Consider the following 16695-nt stretch of genomic DNA (forward strand, 5'->3'; position numbering starts at 1 on the left):
CTGGGGCACCTCGTGGAGCAGCATTCCGCACCATGACTCGTACTCTGGGCATGCGCGTCGGCGCAGGTCTCTTCGCAGGTGCCGCGGCGCTATCCATGGCCGCGTGCGGCGATTCGACGATCACGCCCGAGGGCGCGGCGAAGTCGATCGTCGACCTGGTGTCGAAGCAGACCAAGTTCACGCCGGCCGACGTGACGTGCCCGAGCGGGGTCAAGGCCGAGGTCGGCGTCGAATTCGACTGCGGTTTCACGGGTCCGGAGAACACGCCCTACACCGCGCACATGAAGATCCTCAAGGTCGAGGGCGAGAACGTGACGTTCGACATCAACACCGAGCCGACCCCCTAGTCCAGGAGCCCACTCCGGCAACGTCCTTCGGTCACGCCTAGGTCACGCTCGCCGTGGCGACGCCCCGAGTCGGCGCCGCGCTTCCTAGGATCGCGTCCGTGAACGATCGATACGGCTCCGACGTCCTCGCGAGCGATCCGCACGCCACGCGTCGGCCGAAGTCCAAGGAACGCGCGGCCGAGACGGGTTTGGTCGTCGAGGACGTCGCGAGCGGATACGTCGGTGCGGTGATCGGGGTCGAGTACAACGCGATGACGCTGGAGGACCGGCACGGCCGACGCAAGAACTTCCCGCTCGGCCCGGGCTATCTCGTCGACGGCGTGCCCGCGATCCTCAACCCACCGATGCGCCGGAAGGCGCCTGCGGCACCGGCCAGGACGGCATCCGGATCGGTCGCGGTCGCCGGCGCGAGGGCCCGTACCGCCCTGGCGAGTCGCATCTACGTCGAGGGCCGCCACGACGCCGAACTCGTCGAGCAGGTCTGGGGCGACGACCTCCGCGTCGAGGGCGTCGTGGTCGAGTACCTCGGTGGCGTCGACGATCTGGTCGACGTCGTCTCGTCGTTCCGCCCGGGGCCGGGGCGCAGGCTGGGCGTGCTCGTCGACCACCTCGTCACCGGATCCAAGGAGGCACGCATCGCCGATGCGGTCGCCAAGGGCCCCGGTGGCGCGCACACGCTGGTGGTCGGTCATCCCTTCATCGACATCTGGCAGGCGGTCAAGCCGGCCCGGATCGGTGCGGCGGCGTGGCCGGTGGTGCCGCGGGGGACCGACTGGAAGCACGGGGTCTGCGATGCGCTCGGCTGGCCGCACGGCGATCAGGCCGACATCGCTCGCGCCTGGCAGAGGATCCGCGCGGGCGTGCGCTCGTGGACGGACCTGGAACCCGAACTGATCGGTCGCGTCGAGGAACTGATCGACTTCGTCACCCAACCCGCAGGATGATCCCCGACCGGACGGCGTGGTAAGCAGAACCCGTGTCCGACGGACTGTTCGACGACCCGGTCCCCGAGCCGAACCCGGGCGTCACCGCGTCCAGTCCGTTGGCCGTCCGGATGCGGCCCGCGGGCCTCGACGAGGTCGTCGGCCAGGACCACCTGCTCAAGCAGGGGTCGCCGCTGCGCCGTCTCGTCGAGGGATCAGGCGCGGCGTCGGTGATCCTGTACGGCCCACCCGGCACGGGGAAGACCACGCTGGCGTCACTGATCTCCGGCGCGACCGGTAGGCGCTTCGAGGCGCTGTCCGCCCTGACCGCGGGTGTCAAGGAGGTCCGGGCGGTCGTCGAGCAGGCCCGCGTGGCGCTGCTGCGCGGCCAGCAGACGGTGCTGTTCATCGACGAGGTGCACCGCTTCTCGAAGACCCAGCAGGACGCGCTGCTCGCCGCCGTCGAGAACCGCATCGTCCTCCTGGTCGCGGCCACGACGGAGAACCCGTCGTTCTCGGTGGTCGCCCCGCTGCTGTCCCGGTCGTTGATCCTGCAGCTCCAACCGCTGGGCGCGGACGCGGTGCGAAGTGTCGTGCGGCGCGCCATCGCCGATTCACGTGGGTTGGGCGGTCGGGTCGCCGTGGACGAGGACGCCGTCGAACTGCTGGTGTCGCTGGCCGCGGGCGATGCGCGCCGGGCGCTGACCGCGCTGGAGGTGGCGTCCGAGGCGGGCGATCACGTCACCGTGGAGGTCATCGAGCAATCACTGGACAAGGCGGCCGTCCGCTACGACCGCGACGGCGACCAGCACTACGACGTCGTCAGCGCGTTCATCAAGTCGATCCGCGGATCCGACGTCGACGCCGCGCTGCACTACCTGGCCCGGATGCTGACCGCGGGGGAGGACCCGAGGTTTATCGCGCGGCGGCTGATGATCCTCGCCAGCGAGGACGTCGGCATGGCCGACCCCACCGCCCTGCCCACCGCCGTCGCCGCCGCGCAGACGGTGCAGCTGATCGGTCTGCCCGAGGCGCAGCTGACGCTGGCCCACGCCACCGTGCACCTGGCGAGCGCACCGAAGTCGAACGCCGTCACCACTGCGCTGGCCGCCGCGATGGGCGACATCCGGGCGGGCAAGGCGGGTCTCGTCCCGCCGCATCTACGCGACGGGCACTACTCGGGGGCTGCGAAACTCGGCAACGCGCAGGGCTACTCGTATCCGCACGACGACCCCGACGGCGTCGTGGCGCAGCAGTACCCGCCCACCGAACTGGTGGGCGTGGACTACTACCGGCCGACCACCCACGGTGCCGAGCGCGAAATCGGCGGCCGGCTCGACAAGCTGCGCGCGATCATCCGCCGGCGGCGGGGCTAGACGAACGGACGCGGACACAACGAAACTGCGGGGAGATCGTGATCCCGGCCGGATTCACGATCTCCCCGCAGTCTCGATGGGGTGGGGTGGGGCCTAGCGGCGCAACGTACCGGTCCTGCGACGGCCCATCACCGCGGCCGCGATCGCGACGCCGATGGCCGCGATGACGACCTGGACCAGAAGCAGAATCCAGTCAATGGGTCCGCTCGTCCCCGTGGGAATCCCAAGCTTCGGGGCCAACCACGCGCCGATGAACGCCGCGACGATGCCGACGAGGATCGTGACCAAGAAGCCGATGGGCTGTCTGCCGGGGACGACGAGACGGCCCAGAACGCCTACCACGACGCCGATGAGAATCGTGATGATGATGCCTGTGGGAGTCATTGGTCTTCGCTTTCGCTCGAGAATTGAGTGGAAGAGAAATACCCTTGCGACGCGAAAATAAACGGCGGCGTCAAACCGAGTGCCGAACGTAGGCTCGCAAGGGTGCAGAGCGAGGTACTCGACGTAGACACCAGACGACGGCGAACGGTCGACCTCACCGACGAGGTGAGGTCGTTCTGCGCCGGTCGCGGCGACGGACTGTGCAACGTGTTCGTCCCGCACGCGACGGCCGGCGTCGCCATCCTCGAGACGGGGGCCGGGTCGGACGACGACCTGGTCGACACCCTCGAGCGACTCCTGCCGCGCGACGAGCGATACCGGCACTCGCACGGCTCCCCGGGGCACGGCGCCGATCACGTGCTGCCGGCGATCGTCGCGCCGTCGATCAGCGTGCCGGTCGCCGACGGCGAGCCCCTCCTGGGCACGTGGCAGAGCGTGGTGCTGGTCGACCTCAACCGGGACAACCCGCGACGTTCGGTCCGGCTCAGCTTCGTCAGCGGCTGACCTGCCCCGTCCGCCACCACGCGGGCTCGCGGACGGTGCCGGAGCCGGCCCGGGCCGACCGGTACTGTGATGCGGTCGAGAGGCATCGACGCAGATCCGCAGGACCCCCGAGGGGTCACCGGCCAGGCTCACGACCAGCTAAGGACGCAGCACGTGCAGACACACGAGATCAGGAAGCGCTTCCTCGATCACTTCGTGAAGGCGGGACACGCCGAGGTGCCCAGCGCATCGGTCATCCTCGACGACCCCAACCTGCTGTTCGTCAACGCGGGCATGGTCCAGTTCGTGCCGTTCTTTCTCGGCGCCAGGACGCCGCCGTGGGACCGTGCGGTCAGCGTGCAGAAGTGCATCCGCACCCCCGACATCGACGAGGTCGGCATCACGACCCGGCACAACACGTTCTTCCAGATGGCCGGCAACTTCTCGTTCGGCGACTACTTCAAGCGGGGCGCGATCGAGTTCGCGTGGACCCTGCTGACCAATCCGCAGGACCAGGGCGGCTACGGCTTCGACCCCGAGAAGCTATGGGCCACGGTATATCTCGACGACGACGAGGCCATCGCCCTGTGGCAGGAGGTCGCCGGGCTGCCACTGGAGCGCATCCAGCGTCGCGGCAAGGCCGACAACTACTGGTCGATGGGCATCCCCGGACCGTGCGGTCCGTCCTCGGAGATCTACGTCGACCGCGGACCGGAGTACGGCGTCGACGGCGGGCCGGAGGCCAACGAGGACCGCTACATAGAGATCTGGAATCTCGTCTTCATGCAGAACGAGCGCGGAGAGGGCACCTCGAAGGAGGACTTCGAGATCCTCGGCCCGCTTCCGCGCCAGAACATCGACACCGGCATGGGCGTGGAGCGGGTGGCGTGCCTGCTGCAGGGCGTCGACAACGTCTATGAGACCGACCTCGTCCGTCCCGTCATCGACCTCGTCGCGAGCATCGCGCCGCGCGGCTACGGGGCGGGCAACCACGACGACGACGTGCGGTACCGCGTCATTGCCGACCACGTCCGCACCGCGGCGATCATCATCGGCGACGGCATCAGCCCCGGCAACGACGGCCGCGGCTACGTCCTTCGCCGCCTCCTGCGCAGGGTGATCCGCTCGGCGAAGCTGCTCGGCATCGACACCCCGATCGTCGGCGACCTGATGGCCTGCGTCCGCGACGCGATGGGGCCGTCCTACCCCGAACTGGTCACCGACTTCGACCGCATCCAGCGGATCGCCGTCGCCGAGGAGACGGCGTTCAACCGCACGCTCACCTCGGGGTCGAAGCTGTTCTCCGATGCCGCCGGCGCCACCAGGACCGCCGGTTCGTCGGTGCTGTCCGGCACCGACGCCTTCACGCTGCACGACACCTACGGCTTCCCGATCGAGCTGACCCTCGAGATGGCCGCCGAGTCGGGTCTGTCGGTCGACGAGGAGGGGTTCCGCGGCCTCATGGCCGAGCAGCGTCAGCGCGCCAAGGCCGACGCCGCCGCGCGCAAGCACGCGCACGCCGACCTGAGCGCCTACCGCGAACTCGTCGACGCGGGACCGACCGAGTTCACCGGTTTCGACGAACTGACCTCGGAAGCCCGCATTCTCGGCATCTTCGTCGACGGACGTCGGGTGCCCGTGGTGGCCCATGGCGCCGAGGCGCAGGCCGCCGACCGCATCGAGCTGGTGCTCGACCGCACCCCGCTGTACGCCGAGTCCGGCGGTCAGATCGCCGACACCGGCACCATCTCGGGTACCGGTGCGAGCGGGGCGGCGCGGGCGGCGGTGGCCGACGTGCAGAAGATCGCCAAGACCATCTGGGTGCACCGGGTCACCGTCGAGTCCGGCGAGTTCGTCGAGGGCGACACCGTGACCGCGGCCGTCGACGCCAAGTGGCGCCACGGTGCCACGCAGGGCCACTCCGGCACCCACATGGTGCACGCCGCGCTGCGACAGGTGTTGGGCCCCAACGCGGTACAGGCGGGCTCGCTGAACCGGCCGGGTTACCTGCGCTTCGACTTCAACTGGCAGGGCGCGCTGTCCGACGACCAGAAGACCCGGATCGAAGAGGTCACCAACGAGGCCGTCGAGGCGGACTTTGCGGTGAACACCTTCAACACCGAACTCGAGACGGCCAAGGCGATGGGCGCGATGGCGCTGTTCGGCGAGAACTACCCCGACGAGGTGCGCGTCGTCGAGATCGGTGGCCCGTTCTCGATCGAGCTGTGCGGCGGCACCCACGTCCACAACTCCGCGCAGATCGGCCCCGTCACCATCCTCGGCGAGTCGTCGGTGGGTTCCGGCGTCCGGCGCGTCGAGGCCTACGTCGGGCTGGACTCGTTCAAGTACCTCGCCAAGGAGCGGGCGTTGATGGCGGGCCTCGCGTCCTCGCTCAAGGTGTCCTCCGACGAGGTGCCCGCGCGGGTCGCGAACCTCGTCGAACGGCTCCGCGCCGCCGAGAAGGAACTCGATCGCGCACGGCTGGCGTCGGCTCGCGCCGCGGCCGGAAACGCCGCCGCGGGAGCTGAGTCGGTCGGTAGGGTCCGTCTCGTGGCACAGCGCATGGCCGGCGGCATCTCGGCCGCCGACCTCCGCAGCCTCGTCGGCGACGTCCGCGGCAAACTCGGCTCCGATCCCGCAGTGGTCGCGCTCATCGCGGAGGGCGAGAACGACACCGTGCCGTACGTGGTCGCGGTCAACCCCGCCGCGCAGGACCTCGGGGTCAGCGCCAACGATCTGGTCAAGGTGCTCGGCTCGGCGGTCAACGGCCGCGGCGGCGGCAAGGCCGACCTGGCGCAGGGGTCCGGCAGCGGTGCGTCCGGCATCGACGCTGCACTGGCGGCCGTGCGCGCCGAGCTGGGCCGGAGCTGACTGGGTGACCGACGACCGCCAGCCCGATCGCCCCGGGGACTCCGACCCCGGACGCGGCCGACGGCTCGGCGTCGACGTCGGCACCGTGCGCATCGGCGTCGCGACGAGCGACCCCGACGGGATCCTCGCGACTCCCGTGGAGACGGTGCGACGGGACAAGGGCGACAAGCACATTCGGCGTATCGCCCGGATCGCCGACGAACTCGAGGTCGTGGAGGTGGTCGTCGGCCTCCCACGCACCCTGGCCGACCGGGCCGGCTCGTCGGCGCACGACGCGGTGGCGGTGGCGGACGCGCTCGCCGCGCGCCTCGCGCCCACCCCGGTGCGGCTGACCGACGAACGATTGACGACCGTGACCGCACAGCGCTCACTGCGTGACGCAGGGGTGCGGGCGAAGGGACAGAGGGCGATGATCGACCAAGCCGCCGCCGTGGGCATCCTGCAGAACTGGCTGGATCAGCGACGCCACCTGCTGACCCCGCGCGGGGGTGCCGCCGATGACTGACGACGGCGGGTACCGCGAGCAGGTCGAGGACTGGCCGCAGGAGCGTCCGCAGCCCGAGGCGGTGGGTGCGCCGCGGCGTGGGATGAGCCGCACCGAGCGCGCCAGGGCCGCCCGCAACAAGCGCAGACGCCGCAACGTCACCGCCTTCTCGGTCGCGGCGCTCGTCGTGGTCGTCGTCGGTGCGGTCTTCCTCGGGTCGCGACTGTGGCACGGCGTGTTCGGTACCGGTGACGACTACCAGGGCGGCGGCGTGCAGGACGTCGTCATCGAGGTGAACAGCGGCGACTCGACCACCGCCATCGGTCAGACGCTCGCGAACGCCACCGTGGTCGCCAACGCGTCGACGTTCGTGTCGGCCGCCTCCGGCAACTCGGCGATCTCCTCGATCCAGCCGGGGTTCTACAAGGTGCGCACCGAGATCCCCGCCGCCGACGCGGTCAAGCGGCTCGCCGACCCGGCGAGCCGCGTCGGCCGGCTGGTGATCCCCGAGGGCAGGCAACTCGACGACATCGCCGACGTGAAGACCAACGCGGTGACCGAGGGCATCTTCACCCTGATCTCGCAGGCCACCTGCGTGGACCTCGACGGCGGTCAGCGGTGCGTGTCGGCCGACGACCTCGAGAAGGCCGCGGCCACCGCGCTTCCCAGCGAGCTGTCCATCCCCGAGTGGGCCATGCAGCCGATCGTCGCGCTCGGCGCCGATCACCGCCGCATCGAGGGCCTCATCGCCCCCGGGACGTGGAACGTGAACCCGTCGGCGTCGGCTCCGGAGATCCTCTCGACGCTGGTCGCGTCGAGCGTCGCCACGTACGAGCAGAGCGGACTCCTCGACGCCGGGGTGGCGGGCAACCTGTCGCCCTACGAGATCCTCATCGTTGCCTCGCTGGTGCAGAAGGAGTCGCTGCCCGACGACTTCGCCAAGGTGGCACGCGTCATCTACAACCGCCTCAACGACCCGACGCACCGCAGGCTCGAGTTCGACTCGACGGTGAACTACGCGCTCGACCGCCAGGAGGTCGCGACCACCGACGTCGACCGCGGGCGGGTCACGCCGTGGAACACCTACGCCAGCGAGGGTCTGCCCGCGACGCCGATCTGTTCGCCCGGTCAGCCGGCGCTGGCGGCGGCGGAGAAGCCCGAGCCGGGCGACTGGCTGTTCTTCGTGACCGTCGACATGCAGGGCACCACCCTGTTCACCCGCGACTACCCGCAGCACCTCGCCAACATCGAGGTGGCCCGACGCAACGGCGTGCTGGACAGCGCCCGGTAGCCGGTCGATGTCTGCTCGCCGGGCTGCGGTCCTGGGCTCGCCGATCGCGCACTCGCGCTCACCGCAGCTGCACCTCGCCGCGTACCGGGCGCTGGGACTGACCGACTGGACCTACGACCGCATCGAGTGCCCGGCCCACGAACTGCCGGGTCTCGTGCACGGTTTCGGTCCCGAGTGGGTGGGCGTCTCGGTCACCATGCCCGGCAAGTTCGCCGCGCTGGCCGTCGCCGACGAGCGCACCGAGCGGGCCGAGCTGGTGGGTTCGGCGAACACGCTGGTGCGCACCGGAACCGGGTGGCTGGCCGACAACACCGACGTCGACGGGGTCGCGGGCGCACTGGGGACCGTGTCCGGGACGGCCGCCGTCATCGGTTCCGGCGGCACCGCCCCCGCCGCCGTCGCCGCATTCGCCGAACTCGGCGTGACCGAGGTCGTCGTCGTCTCACGCGACCGCGACCGCGCCACCCCGATCCTGTCGCTGGGGCACCGTCTCGGCGTGGCCGTCTCGTGGGTCGAACTCGGCACGCCGCTGCGCGAGGTGGACGTCGTGGTCAGCACCATTCCCGCCGACGTCGCCGCCCTGCACGCGCCCTCGATCGCGGGCGTGCCGCTGCTGCTCGACGCCATCTACGACCCGTGGCCGACCCCGCTCGCCGCGGCGGTCGAGGAGGCCGGCGGTCGCGTCACCGGTGGGCTGGAGATGCTGCTGCACCAGGCGTTCGCGCAGGTCGAGCGGTTCACCGGGATGCCTGCCCCCAAAGAGGTGATGAGAGCGGCACTCTCGGGGCCTTAGCCTTCGAGGATGGGGGTGGCCGGAGCGATCGCGGCGGCGTGCTGGCTGGTGGCGCTGACCGTGCACGACCTTCGATCGCGCCGGCTGCCGAACCTCCTGACGCTGCCCGGCGCCGCGGCCGCCCTGGTCCTCGCGACGGTCGACGGCCGGGGGACCGCCGCACTCGCGGGTGCGGCAGGCCTCGCCGCGCTCTACCTGGTGGTGCACCTGGCTGCACCCGCGGGCATGGGCGCCGGGGACGTCAAGCTGGCCCTCGGGGTGGGGGCCCTCAGCGGCTGGTGCGGCGCGGACGCGTGGACGATGGCCGCCCTCCTCGCGCCCGTGCTGACCGCCGTCGCCGGCCTCCTGCTGCGCCGCCGAGCGCTGCCGCACGGACCGTCGATGTGTCTGGCCACCGCGGGCGCGATCGCGCTGGCGCTGTAGCCGTACGAGGCGCGGTTTTCGCCCGGCCCCGCCCCGCGTGGGAGACTGGGACGCGTGTTGCGATGGACTACTGCGGGTGAGTCACACGGCCGAGCTCTGGTGGCCGTCGTCGAGGGCATGGTCGCTGGCGTCCACGTCACGTCCGACGACATCGCCGGTGAGCTGAAACGACGCAGGCTCGGCTACGGCCGCGGTGCGCGGATGAAGTTCGAGGCCGACGAGGTGACCATCCTCGCCGGCGTCCGGCACGGCGTCACGCTCGGCGGGCCGATCGCCATCCAGATCGGCAACACCGAGTGGCCCAAGTGGGAGACGGTGATGGCGCCCGATCCGGTGGACGCCGCCGATCTCGACGTCGCACGCAACGCCCCGCTCACGCGTCCCCGCCCCGGCCACGCCGACTACGCGGGCATGCTGAAGTACGGCTTCGACGACGCGCGCCCGGTGCTCGAACGGGCGAGCGCGCGCGAGACCGCGGCCCGCGTGGCCGCAGGCACCCTCGCGCGGGCCTTCCTGCGGCAGGCGCTCGGCGTGGAGGTGCTGTCCCACGTCGTCTCCATCGGGGCGTCCGCACCCTACGACGGCCCGCCCCCGCGGCCCGAAGACCTCGCCGCGATCGACGACAGCCCTGTGCGCGCCTACGACAAGGCCGCCGAGGAAGCCATGATCGTGGAGATCGAAGCCGCCAAGAAGGACGGCGACACCCTCGGCGGCGTCGTCGAGGTGGTGGCCGACGGGCTGCCCGTCGGTCTGGGCTCGTTCACCAGCGGCGACAGCCGGCTGGACAGCCAGCTCGCCGCCGCGGTGATGGGCATCCAGGCCATCAAGGGGGTGGAGATCGGCGACGGGTTCGAGACCGCTCGCCGCCGCGGCAGCGTCGCCCACGACGAGATCTATCCCGGCCCCGACGGCGTGCTGCGCTCCACCAACCGCGCCGGTGGCCTCGAGGGCGGCATGACCAACGGTCAGGCCGTGCGGGTGCGCGCCGCGATGAAGCCGATCTCGACGGTGCCGCGCGCCCTGGCCACCGTCGACATGACCACCGGCGACGAGGCCGTCGCCATCCATCAGCGCTCGGACGTGTGCGCCGTGCCCGCCGCGGGCGTCGTCGTCGAGACGATGGTCGCGCTGGTCCTCGCCCGCGCGACGCTGGAGAAGTTCGGTGGCGACTCGCTCACCGAGACGCGCCGCAACGTCGAGGGCTACCTCGCCGCGATCGCGGCGCGCGGCGCGGGCCGGCACGCCGATACCGCGGCGGCGCTGGGCTGATGGCGCCCCGGGCCGTTCTCGTGGGCATGCCCGGATCGGGCAAGTCCACGATCGGCCGTCGCCTGGCGAAGGCGCTCGGGGTGCCGCTGCTCGACACCGACGCCAAGATCGTGGAGACGACGGGCCGCACCATCGCCGAGATCTTCCTCGACGGGGAGCAGGAGTTCCGTCGCATCGAGGCCGACGTGGTGCGCACGGCGCTGGCCGAGCACGACGGCGTCCTCTCCCTCGGCGGCGGCGCGGTGACGTCTCCCGCCGTGCGCGAGGCGCTGGCGGGTCACACCGTGATCTACCTCGAGATCAACGTGTCCGAAGGCGTGCGTCGCACCTCCGGTGGTGGGCGGCCGCTGCTCGAGGGCGACGACCCGGACGCGCTGTACCGCGCGCTCATGGCGAAGCGGGTGCCGCTGTTCCGCCAGGTGGCCACCATGCGGGTCAACACCAACCGGCGCAACCCCGGTGCCGTCGTGCGCCACGTCGTGCACCGCCTGGACTGCATGGAGTCGTCGCAGCGGCGCCGCCGCAGGTCGGCCTGGCGTCGATTGCCCACCGTCCTCAACCCTGGTCCCACCAGCGAGTCGCCGCCGAGTCCCGCGGCGCTGGCCCGTCGAGCGGAAGCGCGCAATGACTGAACCCGTGACCGTCGACGTCCTGGTCGACCGGCCCTACCCCGTCGTCATCGGCACCGGACTGCTCGGTGACCTCGTGCGGGTGCTCGACGGCCGGCACAGGGTCGCCATCCTGCACCAGCCCACGCTCGCCGCGACGGCCGAGGCCGTCCGAAGTGCGTTGGCGGACAACGGGGTCGACGCCCACCGCGTCGAGATCCCGGACGCCGAGGAGGGCAAGGAACTCCCGGTCCTCGGCTTCATCTGGGAAGTGTTGGGGCGCATCGGCATCGGTCGCAGGGACGCCGTGGTGAGCCTCGGCGGGGGAGCGGCCACCGACGTCGCCGGCTTCGCCGCGGCGACGTGGCTGCGCGGAGTGGACGTAGTGCACGTCCCGACCACGCTGCTCGGCATGGTCGACGCCGCGGTCGGTGGCAAGACCGGGATCAACACCGACGCCGGCAAGAACCTCGTCGGCGCGTTCCATCAGCCGCTGGCGGTGCTGGTCGACCTGGCGACCCTGGAGACGTTGCCGCGCAACGAGATCATCGCGGGGATGGCCGAGATCGTGAAGGCCGGCTTCATCGCCGACCCGGTGATCCTCGACCTCATCGAGGCCGACCCGCAGGCGGCACTCGATCCGGCCGGAACAGTGCTGCCCGAACTGATCCGTCGCGCCATCGCGGTCAAGGCGGAGGTGGTCGCCGCCGACGAGAAGGAGTCCGCACTCCGCGAGATCCTGAACTACGGCCATACCCTCGCCCACGCCATCGAGCGCCGCGAACGCTACAAGTGGCGGCACGGTGCCGCGGTGTCGGTGGGCCTGGTGTTCGCGGCCGAACTGGGTCGCCTCGCGGGCCGGCTCGACGACGAGACGGCCGACCGGCACCGGACGGTCCTGACCTCGCTGGGCCTACCGATCGACTACGACGCCGACGCGCTGCCGCAGTTGCTGGAGTACATGGCGGGGGACAAGAAGAACCGCGCCGGGATGCTGCGCTTCGTCGTCCTCGACGGGCTGGCGAAGCCCGGCAGGCTCGAGGGGCCGGATCCTGCCCTCGTCGCAGCCGCGTACTCGGAGATCGGAACCCGCCAGTGACCACCGCCGCGACCGTCAACGTCATCAACGGCCCGAACCTCGGACGGCTCGGCCGCCGCCAACCCGCCGTGTACGGCACGACCACCCACGACGACCTCGTCGCCCTGATCGAGGGGGAGGCCGCCGAACTGGGGCTGACGGTGCGGGTGCGTCAGTCCGACAGCGAGGCCGACCTGCTCGGGTGGATCCACGACGCGGCGGATGCGGGCGAGGCCGTCATCCTCAACGCGGGAGCGCTCACCCACACCTCGATCGCATTGCGCGACGCGTGCGCGGAACTCACGGCGCCGCTCCTCGAGGTGCACATCTCGAACGTGCACGCCCGGGAGGAGTTCCGGCACCACTCCTACCTGAGTGCGGTGGCCACCGGCGTGCTGGTGGGCCTGGGCGTGCAGGGCTACCTGCTGGCCCTGCGGTACCTGGCCGCGGCCGCCTGAGTCGACCTCAGGGCTGCCGGTAGCCCTTGTCGGTGGTCGGCTCGGCGCCGGACTCCTCGGCCGTGCGGGGCTGCGTGACGGTGCTGGTGACCGACTCGGTGCGCGCGGACTCGACGCCCTCCCGCTCGTTCGCGTCCTCGGGGTAGTCACGGGCACCCACTGCGGCGAACACGTCGGTGTCGGCGCGCTCGTCGTCCTCGGTGCGGCGCTTGTACGGCGGAGCCTTGCGGTCGACGAGGAAGCGGCCCACCGCCACGCCCAGGATCGCGAACACGAACGTCACCAGCGCCGTGAACGCGGCGAAGGTGGTGAGTTCGTTGAGGATCGACTCCGCGTACAGGTTGTCGTAGAAGAGCGAGATGAACCACGACACGAAGCCGCTGACGACGCCGGCGAAGAGGCCGGCGAGCAGCCACGTCATCGCGAGGTCGCTGCGCCGGTCCGGGTCGGCCTGGGCGCGGGCGTCGCTGCGACCGTCGGAGAAACCCCAGATCAGGGCACCGATCGCGAACAGTACGACCAGCGCGATGCTGATCAGCAGTGCCTGCGTCTCGAACGCGTTGATCAGCGCACCTTGAAGCAATCGGACGACGACCATCAGCGCCGCGAACACCAGTCCGCGCAGCAACCACTTACTCATGAGGCGACAGCGTAGCGAGTAGCGTCATGCGCTGTGACGATTTCCCACCGCAGGGACCGGTTGCGTCGCCGTCTGGCCGCCGTCGACCTCGATGCGATGTTGGTGACGGACCTGGTCAACGTGCGTTACCTGTCCGGTTTCACCGGGTCGAACGCGGCGTTGCTGATTCGTGCCGACCACGACGTGCCGGTGCTGGCGACCGACGGCCGGTACGTGACGCAGGCGGCGGCGCAGGCCCCCGACGCCCAGCTCGTCATCGAACGGGCCTGCGGGCCGCACCTCGCGGGCCTCGCCGCCTCCGGTGGCGTGCGCAGGCTGGGCTTCGAGAGCCACGTCGTCACGGTCGACGGGTTCGCACTGCTGCAGAAGGCCGCCGGTGACGGCGTCGCGTTCGTCCGGGCAGCGGGCACCGTCGAATCCCTACGCGAGGTCAAGGACGCCGGCGAGGTCGCGCTGCTGCGCCTGGCCTGCGAGGCGGCCGACGCGGCCCTGGCCGACCTCGTCGCGGCGGGCGGGCTGCGCCCCGGGCGCACCGAGAAGGACGTGTCGCGCGACCTCGAATCCCGGATGCTCGATCACGGCGCGGACGGCGTGTCGTTCGAGACCATCGTCGCCGCGGGTGCGAACTCCGCGATCCCACACCACCGGCCGACCGACGCGACGCTCGCGGCGGGGGACTTCGTCAAGATCGACTTCGGCGCACTGGTCGCGGGGTACCACTCGGACATGACCCGCACGTTCGTGCTCGCGCCGGTCGCGCAGTGGCAGCAGGACCTCTACGGGCTGGTCGAGACCGCTCAACGCGCGGGCCGCGAGGCGCTGCGCGCGGGGGCGGTGCTCAGCGATGTCGACGGCGCGTCGCGGCAGGTCATCGCCGACGCCGGCCACGCCGAGAACTTCGGCCACGGCCTCGGGCACGGCGTCGGCCTGCAGATCCACGAAGCGCCGGGGATCAGCGCGTCGTCCGCCGGTACACTGCTTGCTGGCTCCGCGGTCACCGTGGAACCCGGTGTCTACCTGCCAGGCCGCGGCGGTGTCCGGATCGAGGACACGCTGGTGGTCGGCAGCCCGGACTCACCCACCGATACACCCGAACTACTCACCCGGTTCCCCAAGGAACTGGCGATCGTCTAACGAGCTAGGAGAACCACCCACCGTGGCATCGACCGCAGACTTCAAGAACGGGCTCGTCCTGCAGATCGAGGGCCAACTCTGGCAGATCACCGAGTTCCAGCACGTCAAGCCGGGCAAGGGCCCCGCCTTCGTGCGCACCAAGCTCAAGAACGTGCTGACGGGCAAGGTCGTCGACAAGACCTACAACGCGGGCGTGAAGGTGGAGACTGCGACGGTCGACCGCCGCGACGCCACCTACCTCTACCGCGACGGCAGCGACTTCGTCTTCATGGACTCCGAGGACTACGAACAGCACCCGCTCGCCGAGGCTCTGGTCGGCAGGCTCGCCGACTTCCTGCTCGAGGGCATGCCCGTGCAGATCGCCTTCCACGACGGGGTGCCGCTGTACCTCGAACTCCCCGTCACCGTCGAACTCCTCGTCGCCAGCACCGAACCGGGTCTGCAGGGCGACCGGTCGAGCGCGGGCACCAAGCCGGCCACCATGGAGACCGGCGCCGAGATCCAGGTGCCGCTGTTCATCAACACCGGCGACAAGCTCAAGGTCGACTCGCGTGACGGCAACTACCTGGGAAGGGTCAATGCCTGACCGTCCGGGTGAGCGAAGCGACGGGAGATCGAATCGATCGGACCGCAGCGATCATCAGGCCGGCCGGGGCGAGTGGAGCGACGACAAGGCCCGCCGTCCCGACCGCGGCAGGCACCAGGCGCGCAAGCGGGCCATCGACCTGCTGTTCGAGGCCGAGGCCCGGGGGATGACCGCGGCCGAGGTGGCCGAGGCGCAGTCGGGGTTCGCCGAGACGGACGCCGACATCTCGGCGCTCAACCCGTACACGCTGACCGTCGCGAACGGCGTGACCGAACACGCCGCCCACGTCGACGACCTGATCTCGGCCCATCTGCAGGGCTGGACGCTGGAGCGCCTGCCCGCCGTCGACCGCGCCATCCTGCGGGTCGCGGTGTGGGAGTTGCTGCACGCCGACGACGTTCCCGAGCCGGTGGCCGTGGACGAAGCCGTGGAACTGGCCAAGAAGCTGTCCACCGACGACTCCCCGGGGTTCGTCAACGGCGTCCTCGGGCAGGTCATGCTCGTCACGCCGCAGATCCGTGCGGCGGCCGCCGCCGTGCGCGGCGGTCCGTCCGAGCAGTAGCGGTGCCCGCGGCCTACGTCGCGGCCTACGTCGCGGCCACGAAGCGCGCGACGACCTCGCCGAGTTCCTCGCCGCGCTGCTCCTGCACGAAGTGCCCGGCGCCGCGGATCTCGTGGTGCGTCACGTCGCGGGCCCCCGGGACCCGGGTGCGGAACACGGTCTCCCAGCCGCGGGTGGCGGGGTCGCCGTCGGAGTAGGCGGTCAGGAACGGGCGCTCCCACTGCTCGAGGACGGCCATGGTGGCGCGGCCGATGGCCGCACCGGGGTCGTTGCGGGTCAGCGGTACCAGCGCGATCATCTGCCGCAGCCCGGCCGTGTAGGACCGGTCCGGGAACGGGGCGTCGTAGGCCGCGAGCACCGCGGGGTCGAGCGGGCCCGCCACCGCGTCGACGAAGAAGCTCGGCGTGATGTCGGGGGCGCGCTGGTAGTAGCTCACGTAGTCGAGGAGCGTCTCGGCATGCAGCACCTGATCGTCACCGACGCCGTGGTGCGGCCACGCGAGCAGGCCGGCGAGTGCGGGGTCGCAGGTGTGCAGGATCGTGTTCGTCGCGACCACGCGGGCGAACCGGTCCGGGTGCCGGGCCAGCACGCTCAGCCCCAGCGGCCCACCCCAGTCCTGCACCACGAGGGTGACGTCGCGCAGGTCGAGTCCGGTGACCAGACCGGTCAGCCACTCGACGTGCCGGGCGAAGGTGTAGTCCGTCGGCTCGGTGAGCTTGTCGGACCGGCCGTAGCCGACGTTGTCCGGCGCCACGACGCGGAGACCGGCGGCGGTCAGCACGGGGATCACGGTGCGGTACAGGTAGGACCAGGTCGGCTGGCCGTGCAACAGCAGCACCACGGGAGCGTCCGGTGGGCCCGCGTCCACGTAGTGCATGCGGAGCGGATCCACCCCGCGCGCGGTGACCTCGACGTAGTGCGGCTCGTGGTCGAAACCCGGGAGGCCGGCGAACCTCTCGTCGGGAGTCCTCAGCACGTTCACCGC

At 71.0% G+C, this 16695-nt stretch carries 19 protein-coding genes; 16 read left to right on the forward strand and 3 right to left on the reverse strand.

Annotated features, from left to right (window positions below; genetic code table 11):
* Positions 1-32 precede the first annotated feature (32 nt).
* From G6N64_RS18450 to G6N64_RS18460, 3 genes are all read left to right on the forward strand, one after another.
* Positions 33-347 carry a DUF4333 domain-containing protein gene (locus G6N64_RS18450; protein WP_246230704.1) on the forward strand — a complete coding sequence of 105 codons (315 nt, stop codon included), beginning with the start codon at positions 33-35 and terminating at the stop codon, positions 345-347.
* Positions 348-445: 98 nt separating this feature from the next.
* On the forward strand, positions 446-1291 hold the full coding sequence (locus G6N64_RS18455; protein ID WP_163798540.1) for a DUF3097 domain-containing protein: 846 nt from the start codon (positions 446-448) through the stop codon (positions 1289-1291).
* A gap of 32 nt (positions 1292-1323) precedes the next feature.
* The gene (locus G6N64_RS18460; protein ID WP_163798542.1) at positions 1324-2646 is read left to right on the forward strand and encodes a replication-associated recombination protein A; all 1323 of its coding nucleotides are present in this window, start codon (positions 1324-1326) and stop codon (positions 2644-2646) included.
* Positions 2647-2739: 93 nt separating this feature from the next.
* Here the strand turns inward: G6N64_RS18460 and G6N64_RS18465 are convergent, their stop codons facing one another.
* Positions 2740-3030, reverse strand: coding sequence for a GlsB/YeaQ/YmgE family stress response membrane protein (locus G6N64_RS18465; protein WP_163798544.1), 291 nt, complete (start codon positions 3028-3030; stop codon positions 2740-2742).
* Positions 3031-3132: 102 nt separating this feature from the next.
* On the opposite strand from G6N64_RS18465, the gene G6N64_RS18470 reads away from it, so the two are divergent.
* The 10 genes from G6N64_RS18470 to aroQ all read left to right on the forward strand — a co-directional run bounded on the left by G6N64_RS18470 (position 3133) and on the right by aroQ (position 12788).
* Positions 3133-3534: a secondary thiamine-phosphate synthase enzyme YjbQ gene (locus G6N64_RS18470; RefSeq protein WP_163798546.1), complete on the forward strand. Its 402-nt coding sequence runs from the start codon at positions 3133-3135 to the stop codon at positions 3532-3534.
* A 153-nt stretch (positions 3535-3687) separates the two neighbouring features.
* The gene (gene alaS / locus G6N64_RS18475) at positions 3688-6384 is read left to right on the forward strand and encodes an alanine--tRNA ligase (protein ID WP_163798548.1); all 2697 of its coding nucleotides are present in this window, start codon (positions 3688-3690) and stop codon (positions 6382-6384) included.
* A gap of 4 nt (positions 6385-6388) precedes the next feature.
* Positions 6389-6889 carry a Holliday junction resolvase RuvX gene (gene ruvX, locus G6N64_RS18480; RefSeq protein WP_163798550.1) on the forward strand — a complete coding sequence of 167 codons (501 nt, stop codon included), beginning with the start codon at positions 6389-6391 and terminating at the stop codon, positions 6887-6889.
* Positions 6882-8159, forward strand: a complete 1278-nt coding sequence (locus G6N64_RS18485) for an endolytic transglycosylase MltG (protein WP_163798552.1) — start codon at positions 6882-6884, stop codon at positions 8157-8159. The genes ruvX and G6N64_RS18485 overlap by 8 nt, the downstream gene beginning before the upstream one ends.
* Positions 8160-8166: 7 nt before the next feature.
* Positions 8167-8952, forward strand: coding sequence for a shikimate dehydrogenase (locus G6N64_RS18490; protein WP_163798554.1), 786 nt, complete (start codon positions 8167-8169; stop codon positions 8950-8952).
* 9 nt (positions 8953-8961) lie between these two features.
* Positions 8962-9375 carry a prepilin peptidase gene (locus G6N64_RS18495; protein WP_163798556.1) on the forward strand — a complete coding sequence of 138 codons (414 nt, stop codon included), beginning with the start codon at positions 8962-8964 and terminating at the stop codon, positions 9373-9375.
* A 54-nt stretch (positions 9376-9429) separates the two neighbouring features.
* Entirely contained in the window at positions 9430-10644 is a 1215-nt protein-coding gene (gene aroC / locus G6N64_RS18500) for a chorismate synthase (RefSeq protein WP_163798558.1), read from the forward strand.
* Positions 10644-11276, forward strand: coding sequence for a shikimate kinase (locus tag G6N64_RS18505; protein WP_163798559.1), 633 nt, complete (start codon positions 10644-10646; stop codon positions 11274-11276). Before aroC ends, G6N64_RS18505 begins: the two co-directional genes overlap by 1 nt.
* On the forward strand, positions 11269-12351 hold the full coding sequence (aroB, locus tag G6N64_RS18510) for a 3-dehydroquinate synthase (protein ID WP_163798561.1): 1083 nt from the start codon (positions 11269-11271) through the stop codon (positions 12349-12351). Before G6N64_RS18505 ends, aroB begins: the two co-directional genes overlap by 8 nt.
* Positions 12348-12788 (forward strand): type II 3-dehydroquinate dehydratase, encoded by a 441-nt coding sequence (aroQ, locus tag G6N64_RS18515; protein ID WP_163798563.1) that lies wholly within the window; start codon positions 12348-12350, stop codon positions 12786-12788. The genes aroB and aroQ overlap by 4 nt, the downstream gene beginning before the upstream one ends.
* A gap of 7 nt (positions 12789-12795) precedes the next feature.
* Here the strand turns inward: aroQ and G6N64_RS18520 are convergent, their stop codons facing one another.
* Positions 12796-13428 (reverse strand): B-4DMT family transporter, encoded by a 633-nt coding sequence (locus tag G6N64_RS18520; RefSeq protein WP_174266843.1) that lies wholly within the window; start codon positions 13426-13428, stop codon positions 12796-12798.
* A 33-nt stretch (positions 13429-13461) separates the two neighbouring features.
* On the opposite strand from G6N64_RS18520, the gene G6N64_RS18525 reads away from it, so the two are divergent.
* Genes G6N64_RS18525 through nusB form a run of 3 tightly spaced genes read left to right on the forward strand, consistent with a single transcriptional unit; the run spans position 13462 to position 15710 of the window.
* A complete protein-coding gene (locus G6N64_RS18525; RefSeq protein WP_163798565.1) occupies positions 13462-14562 on the forward strand; it encodes an aminopeptidase P family protein in 1101 nt (366 codons plus the stop codon).
* 22 nt (positions 14563-14584) lie between these two features.
* Positions 14585-15148 (forward strand): elongation factor P, encoded by a 564-nt coding sequence (efp, locus tag G6N64_RS18530; protein WP_163798567.1) that lies wholly within the window; start codon positions 14585-14587, stop codon positions 15146-15148.
* Positions 15141-15710, forward strand: a complete 570-nt coding sequence (nusB, locus tag G6N64_RS18535; RefSeq protein ID WP_163798569.1) for a transcription antitermination factor NusB — start codon at positions 15141-15143, stop codon at positions 15708-15710. Before efp ends, nusB begins: the two co-directional genes overlap by 8 nt.
* A gap of 25 nt (positions 15711-15735) precedes the next feature.
* Here the strand turns inward: nusB and G6N64_RS18540 are convergent, their stop codons facing one another.
* Positions 15736-16692, reverse strand: a complete 957-nt coding sequence (locus G6N64_RS18540; protein ID WP_163798571.1) for a haloalkane dehalogenase — start codon at positions 16690-16692, stop codon at positions 15736-15738.
* Positions 16693-16695: the final 3 nt, after the last annotated feature.

Source organism: Mycolicibacterium sediminis (assembly GCF_010731735.1).
Classification (GTDB): Bacteria; Actinomycetota; Actinomycetes; order Mycobacteriales; family Mycobacteriaceae; genus Mycobacterium; species Mycobacterium sediminis.

Bases quoted from the DNA above. Each gene is read 5' to 3' on its own strand.
- G6N64_RS18450 (WP_246230704.1), top strand. From the start codon at position 33: ATGACTCGTACTCTGGGCATGCGCGTCGGCGCAGGTCTCTTCGCAGGT.
- G6N64_RS18465 (WP_163798544.1), bottom strand. From the start codon at position 3,030: ATGACTCCCACAGGCATCATCATCACGATTCTCATCGGCGTCGTGGTA.
- G6N64_RS18485 (WP_163798552.1), top strand. From the start codon at position 6,882: ATGACTGACGACGGCGGGTACCGCGAGCAGGTCGAGGACTGGCCGCAG.
- G6N64_RS18490 (WP_163798554.1), top strand. From the start codon at position 8,167: ATGTCTGCTCGCCGGGCTGCGGTCCTGGGCTCGCCGATCGCGCACTCG.
- G6N64_RS18495 (WP_163798556.1), top strand. From the start codon at position 8,962: ATGGGGGTGGCCGGAGCGATCGCGGCGGCGTGCTGGCTGGTGGCGCTG.
- G6N64_RS18505 (WP_163798559.1), top strand. From the start codon at position 10,644: ATGGCGCCCCGGGCCGTTCTCGTGGGCATGCCCGGATCGGGCAAGTCC.
- aroB (WP_163798561.1), top strand. From the start codon at position 11,269: ATGACTGAACCCGTGACCGTCGACGTCCTGGTCGACCGGCCCTACCCC.
- G6N64_RS18520 (WP_174266843.1), bottom strand. From the start codon at position 13,428: ATGAGTAAGTGGTTGCTGCGCGGACTGGTGTTCGCGGCGCTGATGGTC.
- nusB (WP_163798569.1), top strand. From the start codon at position 15,141: ATGCCTGACCGTCCGGGTGAGCGAAGCGACGGGAGATCGAATCGATCG.